14 protein-coding genes and 1 riboswitch are annotated in these 15,414 nt (G+C 60.0%); of the genes, 7 read left to right on the top strand and 7 right to left on the bottom strand.

The genetic code is table 11. The features are described 5' to 3' along the window. Positions 1-2 precede the first annotated feature (2 nt). Together ACESTR_RS08125 and ACESTR_RS08130 are read left to right on the top strand one after the other, a co-directional pair. The gene (locus ACESTR_RS08125) at positions 3-635 is read left to right on the top strand and encodes a hypothetical protein (protein WP_302268972.1); all 633 of its coding nucleotides are present in this window, start codon (positions 3-5) and stop codon (positions 633-635) included. Then, positions 628-912 carry a winged helix-turn-helix domain-containing protein gene (locus ACESTR_RS08130; RefSeq protein ID WP_014775899.1) on the top strand — a complete coding sequence of 95 codons (285 nt, stop codon included), beginning with the start codon at positions 628-630 and terminating at the stop codon, positions 910-912. The genes ACESTR_RS08125 and ACESTR_RS08130 overlap by 8 nt, the downstream gene beginning before the upstream one ends. A gap of 183 nt (positions 913-1,095) precedes the next feature. Here the strand turns inward: ACESTR_RS08130 and ACESTR_RS08135 are convergent, their stop codons facing one another. From ACESTR_RS08135 to ACESTR_RS08145, 3 genes are read right to left on the bottom strand one after another with little or no spacing between them, the layout of a single operon-like run. Further along, the gene (locus ACESTR_RS08135) at positions 1,096-2,352 is read right to left on the bottom strand and encodes a LysO family transporter (protein ID WP_373179088.1); all 1,257 of its coding nucleotides are present in this window, start codon (positions 2,350-2,352) and stop codon (positions 1,096-1,098) included. Between the two features lie 3 nt (positions 2,353-2,355). Further along, positions 2,356-5,040 carry an AsmA-like C-terminal region-containing protein gene (locus tag ACESTR_RS08140; RefSeq protein ID WP_237958703.1) on the bottom strand — a complete coding sequence of 895 codons (2,685 nt, stop codon included), beginning with the start codon at positions 5,038-5,040 and terminating at the stop codon, positions 2,356-2,358. Further along, positions 5,040-5,477, bottom strand: coding sequence for a GNAT family N-acetyltransferase (locus ACESTR_RS08145; RefSeq protein ID WP_009597402.1), 438 nt, complete (start codon positions 5,475-5,477; stop codon positions 5,040-5,042). The genes ACESTR_RS08140 and ACESTR_RS08145 overlap by 1 nt, the downstream gene beginning before the upstream one ends. 140 nt (positions 5,478-5,617) lie before the next feature. Then, positions 5,618-5,817, top strand: a riboswitch (cobalamin riboswitch). Positions 5,818-5,930: 113 nt separating this feature from the next. Here ACESTR_RS08145 and ACESTR_RS08150 point away from each other — a divergent pair. From ACESTR_RS08150 to ACESTR_RS08170, 5 genes are all read left to right on the top strand, one after another. Beyond that, positions 5,931-6,953, top strand: coding sequence for a YncE family protein (locus ACESTR_RS08150; protein WP_302576108.1), 1,023 nt, complete (start codon positions 5,931-5,933; stop codon positions 6,951-6,953). Positions 6,954-6,969: 16 nt separating this feature from the next. Beyond that, positions 6,970-7,854, top strand: coding sequence for a hypothetical protein (locus ACESTR_RS08155; RefSeq protein ID WP_195559473.1), 885 nt, complete (start codon positions 6,970-6,972; stop codon positions 7,852-7,854). A gap of 7 nt (positions 7,855-7,861) precedes the next feature. Next, positions 7,862-9,910, top strand: a complete 2,049-nt coding sequence (locus ACESTR_RS08160) for a TonB-dependent receptor plug domain-containing protein (RefSeq protein ID WP_373179150.1) — start codon at positions 7,862-7,864, stop codon at positions 9,908-9,910. Then, positions 9,907-10,581: a DNA alkylation repair protein gene (locus ACESTR_RS08165; protein ID WP_009597390.1), complete on the top strand. Its 675-nt coding sequence runs from the start codon at positions 9,907-9,909 to the stop codon at positions 10,579-10,581. Before ACESTR_RS08160 ends, ACESTR_RS08165 begins: the two co-directional genes overlap by 4 nt. Positions 10,582-10,706: 125 nt before the next feature. Beyond that, positions 10,707-11,432, top strand: a complete 726-nt coding sequence (locus ACESTR_RS08170; protein ID WP_278714119.1) for a polyprenol monophosphomannose synthase — start codon at positions 10,707-10,709, stop codon at positions 11,430-11,432. A 95-nt stretch (positions 11,433-11,527) separates the two neighbouring features. Here ACESTR_RS08170 and ACESTR_RS08175 read toward each other — a convergent pair whose 3' ends face one another. The 4 genes from ACESTR_RS08175 to ACESTR_RS08190 form a co-directional block, all read right to left on the bottom strand. Then, the gene (locus ACESTR_RS08175; protein WP_022043811.1) at positions 11,528-12,004 is read right to left on the bottom strand and encodes a hypothetical protein; all 477 of its coding nucleotides are present in this window, start codon (positions 12,002-12,004) and stop codon (positions 11,528-11,530) included. 4 nt (positions 12,005-12,008) lie between these two features. Continuing rightward, a complete protein-coding gene (locus ACESTR_RS08180; protein ID WP_022043810.1) occupies positions 12,009-12,947 on the bottom strand; it encodes a hypothetical protein in 939 nt (312 codons plus the stop codon). A gap of 260 nt (positions 12,948-13,207) precedes the next feature. After that, positions 13,208-13,576, bottom strand: a complete 369-nt coding sequence (locus ACESTR_RS08185; RefSeq protein WP_009597359.1) for a GtrA family protein — start codon at positions 13,574-13,576, stop codon at positions 13,208-13,210. Next, a complete protein-coding gene (locus ACESTR_RS08190) occupies positions 13,573-15,279 on the bottom strand; it encodes an ArnT family glycosyltransferase (protein ID WP_227042479.1) in 1,707 nt (568 codons plus the stop codon). Before ACESTR_RS08190 ends, ACESTR_RS08185 begins: the two co-directional genes overlap by 4 nt. Positions 15,280-15,414: the final 135 nt, after the last annotated feature.

Below are 15,414 nucleotides of genomic sequence, written 5' to 3' on the forward strand. Positions count from 1 at the left end.
GTATGGAAGAACGGAAAATATCCGAGAAAGAGGCGATGGAGCTGATCGCCCGCTCGCTCGAAGCGCAGCGCCGCAAACTGAGTTTCGTGCGGAGCACGCTTTTCTTCGGCGCAGGAGCGCTGGCGCTGGCCGTCACAACGGCGGATTACGTCGTCCGGCGGACGACGGGCCGGGATATGACGCTGATGCTGGTCCTCGCCGGGACGGTCGCCGGGCTGGCCGCACTCTATTTCCATTACAGAAGTCACCGCACGGTCACGGCCAACGACCGGACACTGATGAACGTCTGGGCCTATGCGCTCGGCGTATGTCTCTACACTGCGGGATATGTCGCCACGGGCGACGGGCTGCGGCTGCCCGTCATGGGACTGCTGACCATGGGCGCAGCCATTGCGGCGGGCGTCACGGGCGAACTGTTCCGCCGCAGCGAAGCCAACCGGTCGAACCAGAGCGGATCGCTGGCCGGACTGCTCTTCATCAGCATTGCGGGGGCATTTCTCGCCGCATGGATTTTCCGGGCCGCAGCAGCAGGAGAGACCGTCTCCCAATTCATACTCACCCTTGCGACAGCCGTCATCCTCTTCTTCGGAACGGGAATCGTGCTGCGCTACAACGAACGCAGGAACCGTGTTTAAAGAACTCAACCCCCTGCTGCATTCCGAACTGCGTCTGGCCGTGATGTCGATCCTCATCGGGGTCGAAAGCGCCGATTTCGTCTTCATCCGGCAGCAGACCGGAGCCACGGCGGGCAACCTTTCGGTACAGCTGGACAAGCTGGCGAAAGCGAATTACATCGAAATCGAAAAGACCTTCCGGGGCAAGATGCCCTGCACCGTCTGCCGCATCACCGACACGGGACGCGACGCCTTCGCCGAATACGTCGCGGCGTTGCAGACCTATATCCGGAAATAAAGCGCCCGCAGGAAACAAGAGGCCCGCAAAGACAAGAGGTCCCCGGCCGAAACCGGAATTACCGCACGCACGGACTCCCGGACTCGGCAGCAGCCCAGCAGTCCGATTCCCCGCACGTCCGGACTCGGACCGGATTCGACCTTATCTCCCTGCTCCGGCGGGGATTTTTATTGCGGCCAACAATTACAGCGTACAGAAAAACGTCACCAGAAACGGAACGCTGAAATCGAGCGTGCAGCCGTGGAAAATCGAAACCACAGCATAGGGTTTTCCGGCCGCCTGCGTGATGACGGGGAGCGTGGTGTCGAAGGTGGTCGCACCGCCGATCGAGACGGCCGCCAGCGGTCCGCACCAACGGGCGACCAGCGGCGCAGCCAGCAGCGTGAAGATCTCGCGCATGACGTTGCATAGCAGAGCGACGGTTCCCAGTTCCGCGCCCCGGAAATCGGCGATAAAGATGCTCGACAGCGAATAATAGCCGAAACCCGAACCGACGGCCAGCGTATCGGTCACGGCCAGCGGCGGCAGAAGCGGCGTCGCGAGAGCCGCGCCCGCCAGCGTTCCGACGGCAGTCATCACGGGCAGCAGCGCCAGCCGCGGATCGAGCCGCCGGACACGTCCCGCAAGGGTTTCATCATGGCCCAGCGTCACGCCGACACAAAACATCAGCGCATAGAGAACATACGTGCTGACGCGCGCCCCGGCGACATCGAACGGCACGAGAGCGAAAAGTCCCGCGACGCATCCGGCGACGAAGAAGGCGACGATCACCAGACTCCCTTTCAGTGCATTCCACATCGACAGCGGCTTTTCCGGATCGGATGCCGGACAAGCAGGCGCGGGCGTCGGCTCGCACGCCGTCGGTTCCGAAGATTGGGGAGAACACGGCGCGCGAAACAATGCCGGCTCCGAAGGTTCGGGCGAGCATGACACGCGACCCACCGCTGAATCCGAAGGTTCAGCAGAGCATGACACACGACCCACCGCTGAATCCGAAGGTTCAGCAGAGCATGACGCGCCACACGCCGCCGGATTCGGGAACGTTTCGGAAGATATATCCGCAACAGTCCCGGAAGAGCAATTCGCACCGCAGCCCCCGCCTCCGGTCCCAAGTTCCCGGCCCGAAACAGAGCCTGCAGATGCCGGATTTGCCCCGGTGCCCTCCGTCCCGGAAGCACTGCGGCCCCGGATACGCCGCCACAACAGCCACGAAGCCCCGATGCTTCCCGCGACCGAGAAGACGAAGATCACGAAGGCGGTACGCCCCAGCGTCGCCATGCCGCCCACGACGGCGGGATCGGAACCGACCTCCAGTCCGAGCAGGAACAACAACGCCCAGATGATGACGGCGATCAGCCGGGAGACGAACGCGAGGCGCCGGCTTTGCAGCAGGCGCCCCGTGACGATTCCTCCGAGAATGACGGCGAAAAGAACAAGCATTCCCTACTCCTGCTTCGCCGTGAGTTTTTCGATCTGTTTTTCAGCTTCGGCGCTGAGTTTGCTGGCCTGCTTCTTGGCCTCTTCGACCAGCTTGTCGCCCGCTTTCTCGGCTGCCAGCTTCGCCAAAGCGCCCTTCTCCTTGGCGCCGTCCACAAGTTTCGTGCGCTGCGCTTCGGCGGCTTCGACCAGCTTGTCGCCGGCACGTTTGGCCTCCTTGCGCAGGTTGTCGGCCTGCTTCTGAATCTCCTCGCCGAGCGATTCGCTGCCCGTAAGCTTCTGAATCTGCTGGTCAATGACGTTCTTCACGGCCTGCTCGGCCGCTTCCTTCACGCCGAGCGTAATCTTGGGCGAGGTAAACGTGCCGCCTATGCCGACATTGACCGACTCCAAGATCCCGCCCGCAGAACCCGCAGGCAGGGCCACCTTGGCCGTATAGTCGATGGTCTGGTCGAGTCCCGTCGAACCGGACATGTTGATCTTTATGTCGCCCATCTTCAGGTCGAAAGGCTGGGTCGTAATCCGACCGTCCCTGATCGAGAAACGGACGGCGACGTCCTTGGCTTCGATTTTCCGCAGTTTGTCGTTGTCGAGCGCCTTGGCCAGCGCATCGAACGCTTCGAGGTTCTGGATATGGATGTTCGCCGACTTGATTTTGCCCGTGGCGCTGAGCGACTGCAGGTCGGGTTCCATATTCGGATCGAGCGCGGTCGTCATGTCGAGCGACAACGAATAATCGCCGCCCGTTTTGGCGAACAGCGGCACGAGTTTCTGCACCATCTCCAGTTCGTCGAACGTCTTGGAGAACGAAGCGCCCGAAAGCCCCAGCGACAGCTTCAGCGCCGGACGCTGCGGATCGGCCGCCGTCGAATAGCTGCCCGAAGCGGTCGCCGAACCGCCGAAGAGCTGCATGCGCAGCCGTTCGAGCGAAAGGGCGCCGCCGGCCACGCGCATCTCGCCCGATATGCCGGATACGGTCATTTTCTGGAAGAGCACCTTCTGCAGTTCGGTATTGAGCGAGAGGTTCAGGTTGCGCGGCACTTTGAGGGCCTGCACCGGTTCGGAGGAAGTCCCGGCCGACGACGTCTCCGGGGTCTCTTCCGGTGCGGAATCGGGCATGACGTTCATCATTTCGTTCAGGTCCAGCAGGTCGGACTTCACATAGAGACGTCCCGAAAGCATGTCGCCCCGCAGCAGGTAGCCGATGTAGCCCGAAAGCTGGCCGTTGGCCGCCAGATCGCTCCGGCCTATCGTAAGGCCGAGTTCGCCGAGCGTCATGGCCGCGGGCGTAATGGTCGCTGCGGCACGGCGGATATGGACCGCAGGCAGTTCGGGCATGGTCAGACCCAGCCGCTCGACGACGAACGTTCCCGACGCGCCGATCCGCTCGTAGCGGCTCTTTTCGATGTCGGACATACGGCCCGAAACCTTCACGTCGGCGGTAATCAGGCCGCTCAGTTCCATCCCCTTTTCGAGCGGATACACCTCTTTGACGGCCCCCAGATCGACACGGCCGTCCACCGCGGCACGGAACGTCGGGTCGCTGACCAGATTGGTCGCATAAGCCGACGCCGAAAGCGAATTCCCGGCCATCCGGAGCGTGAATTTCGAGAGGTCGATTTCAGTCTTATCCGCCACGCCGCCGGGATTGGCGATCCGGACGTCGATGTTGATGCCGTCCACCGCCTTGGGCAGCGACGAGTACTGGAAACTGCCGTTGCGCACCTCCGTCCTGAGCTCGAACGCCGGAAGCGCCGCACCGCGCATTTCGCCGCGCGCCCAGAGCGCCATCGAAAGTTCGCCGCCGGCCGCAAGATTACGGAAGTCGCGGGTGTAGAAGGCCGGAACGAGCGAAAGCACGTCCTTGAACTGCACCTTGTCGCAGCCGGCCGTGACGTCCATGGCCACGGCGTCGTCTTTCAGCTCCACCCAGCCGTCGAGACCTACCTCGATGGCGTTCAGGCGCAGTTTGTTCTGCGAGAAGGTAAAGCGGCTGTTCGCCAGATCGGCCGCAATCACCGCATCCAGCTCCGCTTCGGCGCCGCTGAGCATCGGAATACCGCCCGAAACCAGCCGCATGCCCTTGGCCGTCAGCCGCAGGTCGAGGTCGGTCTGGTCGGCCGACATGTCGCCCCGCAGGCGAAGTGACAAAGGTGCGGTCGAGAAGCGCATGCCCGTCGAATCGTCCTCGTAACGGATCGCCGCGTCGCTGATCCTGAAGTCGCGGACCGAAAGGCGGAACGACGAAGGTTCCGCATCGGCGGGGGTCTCCTCTTCGCCCTGAGCCTCTTCCGAAGCCTTCACAACGTCCCAGTTCACCCTGCCGTCGGCAAGTTTGTGCGCATGAAGCGCAGGCTCCGAAAGAATGATCTTCGTCACCTCGAACCCCTCGTCGCCGAAAAGCGACATCACGTTCACGACCACCGAAATCCGCTGCGCGGCGACGATCGTATCGCCCGCGAAAGGCTCCTCGCCCACCAGCGTCAGTCCCTTCAGGTCGAGCGAAGCACGGGGAAAATGGCGCAACAGGCTGATGTCCAGCTTCTCGAAATCGAGCCGCGCATCGAGCATCGCATTGGCCTCACGCTTCACAATCTCGGCGATCTTGCCCCGCAGCACCATCGGCGCCACCAGAGCGATCACCAGCACGACGGCCACCACGATGGCCGCAATCTTCACGAATTTTTTCATCACTTATCTGTTTTAAAGGCGAAAACCGTGGTTTCCACCTCTTCGAATCCGACTTTGCGATAAAGCGCCCTAGCGGCTTCGCGCGCCGGGTTCGACGTCAGCATCACCTTCCCGGCGCCGATGCGGGCCGCATGCTCCACGGCGGCGCGCACCAGCGCATCGCCCGCGCCGCAGCCGCGTGCCGCGCCGTCCACCACGACGTCCTCGATCCACGCCTTGCGCCCCGAAGGCGCATCGTACCACGCCAGCGTCAGCACCCCGACGATGCGTTCCCCGGCCACGGCAGCCAGCAACTCCCCGGTTTCGCTTCCGGCCACACGCCGCAACACCTCGCGGGAGGGCGCGCCCAGCCGCGGCGAAAGCTGCGGCATCAGCCGCGCGAACGCCTCTTCGAGCGCATCCGAGACTTGGGTTATCCGTCGTATCTCAACCGTCATAACATCCGATTTTCGGGCAAAGTTAATCTTTTTTTCACAACAGCTCCGCCGATCACCCTCGCCGGAGTCCGCAGAGCCGCAATTTACTCAACAAAGTTAATATTTTCGTCCGAATCTTTGGGGCATGTCTCGAAAAAAGATTACTTTTGCGTCGCATCGGTTCCCGAAACGCCCCGGAAGGGCGCGGGGATTAAAAGGGAATGCCGTGAAATCCGGCAACAGTTCCCGCTGCTGTAAGTTACGCAACATGTTCCGGCACTCTTTGGCCACTGTCCTCCGGGACGGGAAGGCGCCGGAACGGTAACGAGTCAGAAGACCTGCCGCATGCCGTTCAACCAATATGCACCCTGCGGAGAATGGGGCGCAGCAGACCGTCGCCGACACCGGCATCCGACACGTCAGCCCGTACCAGCCGCAGTCATTTGAAAGCCGATGAAACGCGTTTTACGACATATGGCGGTTTTATGCGCCGGCGCAGGATTCTGCTGCGCCTGCATGGACTACGGACCGCAGCATGAAGAGCCGTTCGCACAGTCGCAGCGCGGCGTGTTCATCACGTGCGAGGGCAACTTCGGCTGGGACAACGCTTCGCTGTCGTTCTACGATCCGGCAGCACGGAGCGTCGAAAACGAAATCTTCATCCGCGCGAACGGCATGAAACTGGGCGACGTCGCCCAGTCGATGACCCTCCACAAAGGACGCGGATACGTCGTGGTGAACAATTCGGGCGCGGTCTATGTCATCGACCCGGCGACTTTCCGCGTCACGGGAGTGATCGAAGGGGTCGTCTCGCCGCGTTACATCCACTTCCCCAACGACACGACGGCCTATATCACCGACCTTTACGATCCGCGCATCACGGTCGTGGATTCCCGCAGCAACCGTATCCGCGGCCGGATTCCGATGAACGGCCACAAATCGACCGAACAGATGGTGCAGTGGGGCGACGAAGTGTTCGTAAACTGCTGGTCGTACGACGACAAGATTCTGGTCGTGGACGCCGCACGCGAAACGCTGGTGGACTCGATCGAGGTCGGGCCGCAGCCCTCGTCGCTGGTCCTCGACCGCTTCGGCAAGCTTTGGACCGTCACCGACGGACGCACCGCAGGCATTCCGGCGGCGCTCTACCGCATCGACGCCGCTACGCGCCGCGTCGAGCAGACCTATACGTTCGCCGCGGGCGACCATCCCTCGTCGGTCACCCTCAACGGCACGCGCGACACGCTCTACTTCATCAACCGCGACGTCTGGCGCATGCGGGTCGATGCCGAGGAGCTGCCCGTCACGCCATTCCTGCCCTATACGCAGACCACCTATTACGAAGTGGCGGTCGATCCGCTGACCTCGGAGGTCTACGTGGCCGACGCCATCGACTACGTCCAGCACGGCGTGGTCTACCGCTTCACGGCGCGGGGCGCGGCCGTCGACACGATACGCGTCGGCATCACCCCCGGATCGTTCTGTTTCAAACCGTAAAAAACATTCGAAGAAGATGAAAAAATACGCATTCCCTCTGGCGGCTCTTCTGCTGGCCGCCTGCAACTCCGGCGAAGAGGTCACGACCACGCAGACGGACGAACCCGTAGCCCGGATTCTCGAATACACTCCCGCACCGGGACAGTTCATCAACGAAGAGGCGCGCTCCGGCGGCGCGTTCGACAACGTGGATACGCCGGAGAAAGCCTGCCGGTACGCTGCCGCGCGCTTCGCCGAGAACAACTGGGTTTCGCTCGGCGGATGGGGCGGATACCTCGTCGCGGCATTCGCCGAGCCGGTACCCAACACGGGCGGTTACGACCTTTACGTCAAGGGCAACGCCATGAACACCTCGTCCGAGCCGGGCGTCGTCTGGGTCATGCAGGACGCCAACGGCAACGGAGTGCCCGACGACACGTGGTACGAGCTGAAAGGCAGCGAGTACGACAACGCCGCGACGATCCGGGGATATGCGGTCACCTACACGCCGCTCGCCGACGGCTCCGCCGCATGGACCGACGACCGGGGCGGCAGCGGCACGATCGACCGAATGGACGAACATACGCAGGCGTCCTACTGCCCGGCATGGATCGAGTCCGCCGACCTGAAATTCACGGGCACGCGGCTGCGCGACAACGTCGAACAGGCCGACGGACAGTGGAGACCTCAGGCGTTCGCATGGGGCTACGCCGACAACTTCTCGACGGTGGACCGGATCGGAACGACCAACCGCCTGCGCATCAGCGACGCCGTGACGGCCGACGGTTCGCCCGCCAACTTGCAGCAGATCGACTTCATCAAGGTGCAGACGGGCGTGAACGCCAAAGCCCCGCTGATCGGCGAGATTTCGACCGAAGTGTGCGGCATCGGCTGCTACCGGACCGTAACCAAACGCAACTGACCGCGTGCTGCGCACCGCGACGATACTCCTCTGCCTGACCTGCGCCCTGCCCGCCGCGGCGCAGCGTGACTCGACGGCCCGCACCATCGCCATCGAGTCGGTCGATATTTCGGGACGCCGCCCGATGAAGGAGATCGGCGTGCAGCGCACCGAGCTGGACACGCTCGTCCTGCGCGAAAACATCACCGCATCGCTGGCCGACGCGCTGGCGACGGGTTCGACCATCTTCATCAAATCCTACGGCCGCGCAACGCTCGCGACCGCCTCGTTCCGCGGCACGGCGCCCTCGCACACGCAGGTGACGTGGAACGACATGAAGGTCAATTCGCCGATGCTCGGACAGGTCGATTTTTCGCTGATACCCGCCTATTTCATCGACGACGCGACGATCTATCACGGAGCCAGCTCGGTGGGCGTCACCGGCGGCGGGCTGGGCGGCGCGGTGACGCTGGCGACCAAAGCCCCTGCGGAGCAGGGATTGGGGCTGCGTTACGTGCAGGGCATCGGGTCGTTCGCCACGTTCGACGAATTCCTGCACCTGACCTACGGCGGCGCGCGGTGGAGCAGTTCGACGCGCGTGCTCTACAGTACCTCGGACAATGATTTCCGCTTCCGCAACTACAACTCGAAAGAGTTCGTCACCGACGACAACGGCCAAATCGTCGGCGAATATTACCCCCTGCAGCGCAACCGCAACGGCGGATTCCGCGACCTGCACGTCATGCAGGAGCTTTATTACACCACGCGCGGCGGCGACCGTTTCTCGCTGGCGGCATGGTACCTCGACTCGCACCGCGGACTGGCGATGCTCACGTCCGACCGCAACAAAAGCAAACAGAAGAAGAATACGCAGGACGAACGCACGCTGCGGGCCGTGGCAGGCTGGGAGCGGCTGCGCCACGGACTGAAACTCGGCGCACGCGCGGGTTACACCTACACCGATCTGCGCTACCTGCTCAAGCAGGATCCCGAAGGCAAAGGGCGGTTCGTCGTCAATACCGACGCCCGGAGCCGCATCCACACGCTCTTCGCCAAGGCCGAAGCCGAATATGCGCTCGGCGAGAAGTGGCTCTTCTCGGCCAACGCCGCCCTCCACCAGCACCGGGTGCGCAGCGGCGACCTCTCGGTGATCGGCAACAACGGCCTGCGGGCCGATACGCTCTACCGGCAGGAGCGGTTCGAACTTTCGGCGTTCGCCGCCGTGAAATGGCGTCCCGTGCCGCGGCTGGGCGTCGCCGCCGACCTGCGGTGGGAGTTATACGGAGACCGTACCACGCCCGTCATCCCGGCGCTGTTCGCGGACTACGTGCTCTCGAAACGCGGCAGCGTGGTCGTCCGGGCTTCGGCCGCCCGCAACTACCGCTACCCCACGCTCAACGACCTCTACTTCCGTCCCGGCGGCAACAAGAACCTCAAACCCGAACGGGGCTGGACGTTCGACGCGGGCTTGGAAACGACGCTCAAAGGCGACGCCCGTTCGCTGCGCGCGTCGGCCACGGTGTTCGATTCGCGCATCGACGACTGGATACTCTGGATAGGCAGTCCCAAACTGGGCATCTACACCCCGATCAACATCCGCCGCGTCCACAGTTACGGCGTCGAGACCAAACTCTCGGCCGAAGCCGAGACTTCGGGTGGCTGGCGACTGCTCCTCGACGGCAATTTCGCATGGACCCGTTCGATCAACCGGGGCGATCCGTTCAGCCCGGCCGACGAATCGGTCGGCAAACAGCTCGTCTACATTCCCGTCTATTCGGCGGCCCTCACGGCGCGCGTCGAATGGCGGCGGTGGGAGCTGACCTACAAATGGAACTGGTACAGCGAACGTTACACCATGTCGAGCAACGATCTCGGCGTCTTGGGCCGCGTGAAACCCTACTTCATGAGCGACCTCTCGCTCGAAAAGGGCCTCGACTGCAAATGGGCGTCGTTCTCGCTCAAAGGCTGCATCCACAACCTGCTGAACGAAGAGTACGAATCGGTGCTTTCGCGCCCCATGCCGCGGCTCAACGTCTCCTTTTTCATCGGCATAACCCCCAAATTCGGCAAACGATGACGCTGCGTGAACAACTGCTCGAACTCACCGAGCCCAAATACATGAAATTCACCTCGGCGCTGATGCCGGGCGTCGAAAACGTGCTGGGCATACGCCTGCCCGTATTGCGCAGCATCGCCAAGGAGATCGCCGCCGGGGACTGGCGCGCATATCTGGCCGAAGCCGAGGATTTCTACTTCGAAGAGCGGATGCTGCAGGGGCTGGTGATCGGCTATGCCCGGTGCGAACCCGCCGAAAAGCTCGCACACGTGGCCCGCTTCGTACCCAAGATCGACAACTGGGCCGTCTGCGACTGCTTCTGCTGGCGGCTCCGCGCCGCCGAGCGGCAGCCGATGTGGGAATTCATACAACCCTATTTTCACGCGCAGGCCGCATACGACGTGCGTTTCGCCGTAGTCATGGGGTTGGGCAATTTCGTCGATGAACAGCACCTCGAAGCGTTTCTGCGGCAGCTCGACGGCATCCGCCACGAAGCCTACTACGCCCGCATGGCCGTGGCATGGGCGGTGTCGGTCTGCTACGTCAAATTTCCGCAGCGCACGCACGTGTGGCTGGGCACCTGTTCGCTGGACGACTGGACCTACAACAAATCGCTGCAGAAAATCATCGAGTCCTACCGCGTGAGCGACGCCGCGAAGCAGGAAATCCGGGCGATGAAACGCCGCCGGTAAAAAGCGTGCGCGGCTCCCGCGCAAAGCGCCGGAAATATCCGCCGTCCCCGCAGAAAAAGAGCCGGGGCGGCGCGTTTTTGCAAAATAATGCTACCTTTGTATAGAAAATCCGAAAACAAGGCCCTATGCGCAAACTGGTAATCATTCCGACCTACAACGAGAAGGAAAACATCTCGGCGATGATCGACAAGGTCTTTTCGCTGCCCGAACCTTTCGAACTACTCGTCATCGACGACGGTTCGCCCGACGGGACGGCTGAAATCGTCAGGCAACGCAGGAAAGAGCTCCCCGAAACGCTTCACCTGCTGGAGCGCAGCGGCAAACAGGGGCTGGGAACGGCCTATCTGACGGGGTTCCGCTGGGGACTGGACAACGGATTCGACTACATTTGCGAAATGGACTGCGACTTCTCGCACAATCCCGACGATCTGGTGCGGCTGTACGAAGCCGCCGCCGAGGGCAACGACGTGGTGGTCGGCTCGCGCTATGTGCAGGGCGTAAACGTCGTCAACTGGCCGATGTCGCGTCTGCTGATGTCCTACTTCGCTTCGATGTACGTGCGCATCGTGACGCGCATGCCCCTGCGCGACGCGACGGCGGGATTCGTCTGCTACTCGCGCCATGCGCTGGAGACGCTCGACCTCGACGCCGTAAGGATGAAGGGATACGGCTTTCAGATCGAGATGAAATACTCGGCGTGGCGGCTGGGGCTGAAACTCAAGGAGGTATCGATCATCTTCGTCGAACGCCGCGAGGGCACCTCCAAGATGAGCGGCGGCATCTTCCGCGAAGCGTTCTTCGGCGTGCTGGGACTCCCGCTGCGCAAAATCAGGGCCGCGAAAAAAGCATAGAATATGAAAAATAGAATTTAAATCCGATCCTAACCAAAAGTAAAAATTTTTGTCGGGATCGGATTATGTAATTTCTTCGTCTATTTTATGAGATACTATTTTTTGTATCTCTGTGCCCGGCGCCGCTCCCGCTCTTCCAAGAATTCTTTGCGCGACGGAAATTTCTTTTCACCGGACAGCACCTTTTTATCCCAACGTCGCTGCATAAAATAGCCGGATATCTCTGGCCCCCAGACGATTGTGACCCAGACAGCAGCCTGTCCGGCGCAATAACAAGCGATTTGCACCCACGGCGTCAAATTCGTTCCCTCGGCAATAAGCACTTTATAGGTCAATAACGGCTCGAAAACGGCAAGGAACATAAGTATGGCTTGCGCCTGCCTGTCGCTCCGCGTAACGCCGAGATATTTCCAACCTGCCGCAACGATCAGCAAATTCGCAAAGAAGATGAACAGCATCAGCATTGGCCACGGAGCGATAAGGGTTACGTCCGACTTTATCCATAAAAACACCAACCCGAAAATAGCGGGCAACATCCCCTGAATCAGGGTTATGGCAACGATCCGCAGCATACGCCTATTCGACGGACAAATTCAGCTCAGGATTTTGGCGTGCAATCTCCCTGCAAAGCATATTTTTCACCTCTTCCACTGTGAACATTTGATTTCCTATCCGATAATATCCCATGCCGTCAGCACTGGCATGGAAAATTATTTCATAAAAAACCAAATAACGAATCGCAGCATATGCACTGCCGGAAGCACCTGCTGCAAGCATAGCTTTCCAGAATACGAGAGCATATATTTTTGCTTTCCAACAAGCCCATGCTGTTGCTTTAACATCTGCAATAACAAGTTTCTTGAGGAACGACTTAATCGTACGGGTAGATTTCAATCCAATCTCCCACGCTCTACCATTGTCTGTCCAATATTCCCAAGAACCCAAAAAGACATTATACGAATCTGCGATCAACTTTCGATCATCGTCATCATCAGCCGCACGATACCACGTCAGATATGCTTTCTGCATTTTAGATTTAAATACAGCATCAGAATCATTTGCAGTTTCAAGACGCTCCACTTCCTCCATATAACCTTTCACGGCAGCAGTCAAAGGGGCGTCCCGATTCATTTCGGGAATAATGGAAAAACCTTTCGTCGTCAGGGAGGATTCAACGGCAGCAATAATTGCCGGATCAACCGAAACATCCACACAATTTCGCACAAAGGCATTTATCTGTGCAGTGGACATGTTTCTGAAATTCTGATTTTTCAATGCAGCCGTCTGCACACTTGCCATCTGTTTGATAAAATCCTCTGCGGTCCCTGAAGCACGCGTCATAACATCAGGATTCTCGCCAAAATAATTAAGGATCTCTTGTAAATAAAGATTATGTTCCGCACCCGCTTGCAATGGCGTTTCAGAAGGAAAATTCGTGGCGGATTCGCTTTCCTGAGTTTGACACGACATTGCGAAGATCGCAAAACCAATCACAATCAATGTAATACGTTTCATAAAACTGAAAAGTTAGTGACACAAAATTTGAATTTGAGAACACAAGTGGATATCCAAAACCTAAAATACTATAAAACATTAAATATCCCACACACATTTACTAAATATTTCATATTTTGATGAAAATTGAATTTTCATCAAACCTTAGATTTTATAACACATACAAAGGTTGCGGACCGCAATAATAACAATTGCATCGAAAAACACGGCGGCAATTCCGGCGGCAATCCGATATCGTTACGCCCGCTCCAGCAAAGAGGTCAGAACGTAAAGAAATAGTTCATGAAAAAGTTCCAGAAGGTGACCACGCCGATGGCGAAAAGCTTGGCCAGATAGAAATTCAGGCGGAAGCGGCCGTGCAGCAGCCAGATCGTCAGGTTGTTGATGACAAGTCCCACGGCGGCAATGCCCAGAAAGCGGAGGTACTGTCCCGTAATATCAGGATTCTCGTTGTGGAAAGTCCAGATCCGGTTCAGGATGTAATTCGTCGTCGAGGCGCAGAGAAAGCCGAGCGAATTGGCGACGTACTTGTTGAGCCTCAGCCACTCCTTGCAGAGGTAGGTGATTCCGAAATCGACGAAGACGCCCGAACCGCCCACGATGCAGAATTTGAGAAACTGCTCGATCATCGCGCAACCTCCGTGCGGAGGGGTTTTCCGTTAAACCAATTCGTATACCCTTCCCGGCGCAGGGCGAAGCCGGCGTCGAAATCGGTCCCGGCCAGCTGTCGGGGCACGACGAACGCCACTTCGCGCCGGATCTCCTCCTCGGCGGGAATCCGGAAACGTTCCCCGGTGTCGAACTCCTCGACGCGGAAACGACCGTGCTTCCAGAGCATGACGAGCGACATGTCGCCGCCCAAGTCGATGTTATAAGGATAGGGATTTTCGATTCGCAGCGAAAGCCGCAGCGTATCGCCCGCGGCAACTCGTTCGGGAAGCCCCGTGAAGGAGATGTCCACAAGGCGGGTCGGATGGAAATGCGTATCGACGAACCACGTGAAACGCTTGCCGTTGGGCAGTACGACGCTCCGGACGCGGCCCGTCGTGTCGGCTTCGTCATAAGGCGTCTCGACCAGCACTTCGCGGCCGGCAAAGCGCGTATCGTCGTCACGGAACTGCCATTGGTGGGTCCGGTAGCGGATATTGGGCTGGCAGTAGGCCTCTCCGCCGGTATAGAAGGCGTATTTGGCTGCAACGGCGTAACCGTGGCGGAAAACGACGGGACGGCCGTCGGCGATTTCGGCGATCTCCCCGTAACTGGTGCGGTTGTCGAACACTTCGTAACGGATGCCCAGCGGATTGAAGATCATCACCAGCCGCGTCAGGGCGATCAGGGCGAGCGTCACCCACCCCATGCGCATCAGGTAGCGGCGCGTCCGGGGATGACGCCGGGCGTAGGTGAAGAGCGTATAGAGCAGTCCGAACACGGCGACGATCACCCACTGGGGCTGGACGTATCCGCGCAGCGTCGAAAGCAGGAAAAAGACGATAAACGCCGCCGGAATGAATTTCAGCGCGCGTTCGACGGCGTTCTGCGGCTTCACGGCGATCCACGACCGGACATAGAGCGGCACGAAGAACGGGTTGAAGACGACCAGCAGGTTGAGCAGGTATTCGGCGACGTAACCGGGCCGGAAGACCGAGTTACGCCCCGCCAGATGATAGGCCAGCGACGCCCAGTCGTGCTCGTACTGCCACACGAAATGCGGCACGAGCAGCAACAGCGCCACCGCGCCGCTGAGATATAGGGTCGGACGCAGGAACACGCGGGGGGGGGTCGCCGCAAGCGCGAAGAGCACCACCAGCGCCCCGTGGTACTTGCTGTAGGCCATCAGCGCCATGGCCACGCCCATCCAGAGCCACGCCGCGCGCCGCCCTTCGGTGAACCATTTGAAGGTGAGCAGGAACAACGCCGCGGTCATCATCAGCGGACCGTCGGGCACGGCGATAAAACCGTACAACTGCAACATAAGCGTCGCGGCCGAGAGCATGACGAAAAGCCCCGCATCGCGGCGGTCGGCATCTGTGGGCCGGATGATGCGCCAGAAGACAAAGAGGTAAAGCGGCTGCAGCAGGGTAAAGAAAAACCGCACGCCGAACTCCCCGCCGAAGAGATGCTCCCCAAGCCAAACCAGCAGCGCCGTCATCGGCGGATGGTCGAAATAGCCCCACGAGAGGTTTTCGGCGAACATATGGTAGTAGGCCTCGTCGTTGGCCAGCTCCGTAAGCCCGGCCTGAAAGAGGTTGCACACCCACCATACGCCCAGCCAGAACGCGACCAAGGCGTCGGGACCGAACGAAGCGTATATCTTTTTGACGGATGCTCTCATACGGCGGCAAAGGTAGCAAAATTTATCGGTTTTGCGCCACCCGGCCCCCAAAGAGAGGCGCATGCGGACAGCTTTTGCGAAAAATCGCCGCATGAGGGCGGACGCGGCATATTTTTTCCGCGTAGGCCGCCGTCG

The organism is Alistipes sp. DJF_B185, from assembly GCF_964250025.1.
In the GTDB taxonomy this organism is placed as follows: Bacteria; Bacteroidota; Bacteroidia; order Bacteroidales; family Rikenellaceae; genus Alistipes; species Alistipes finegoldii.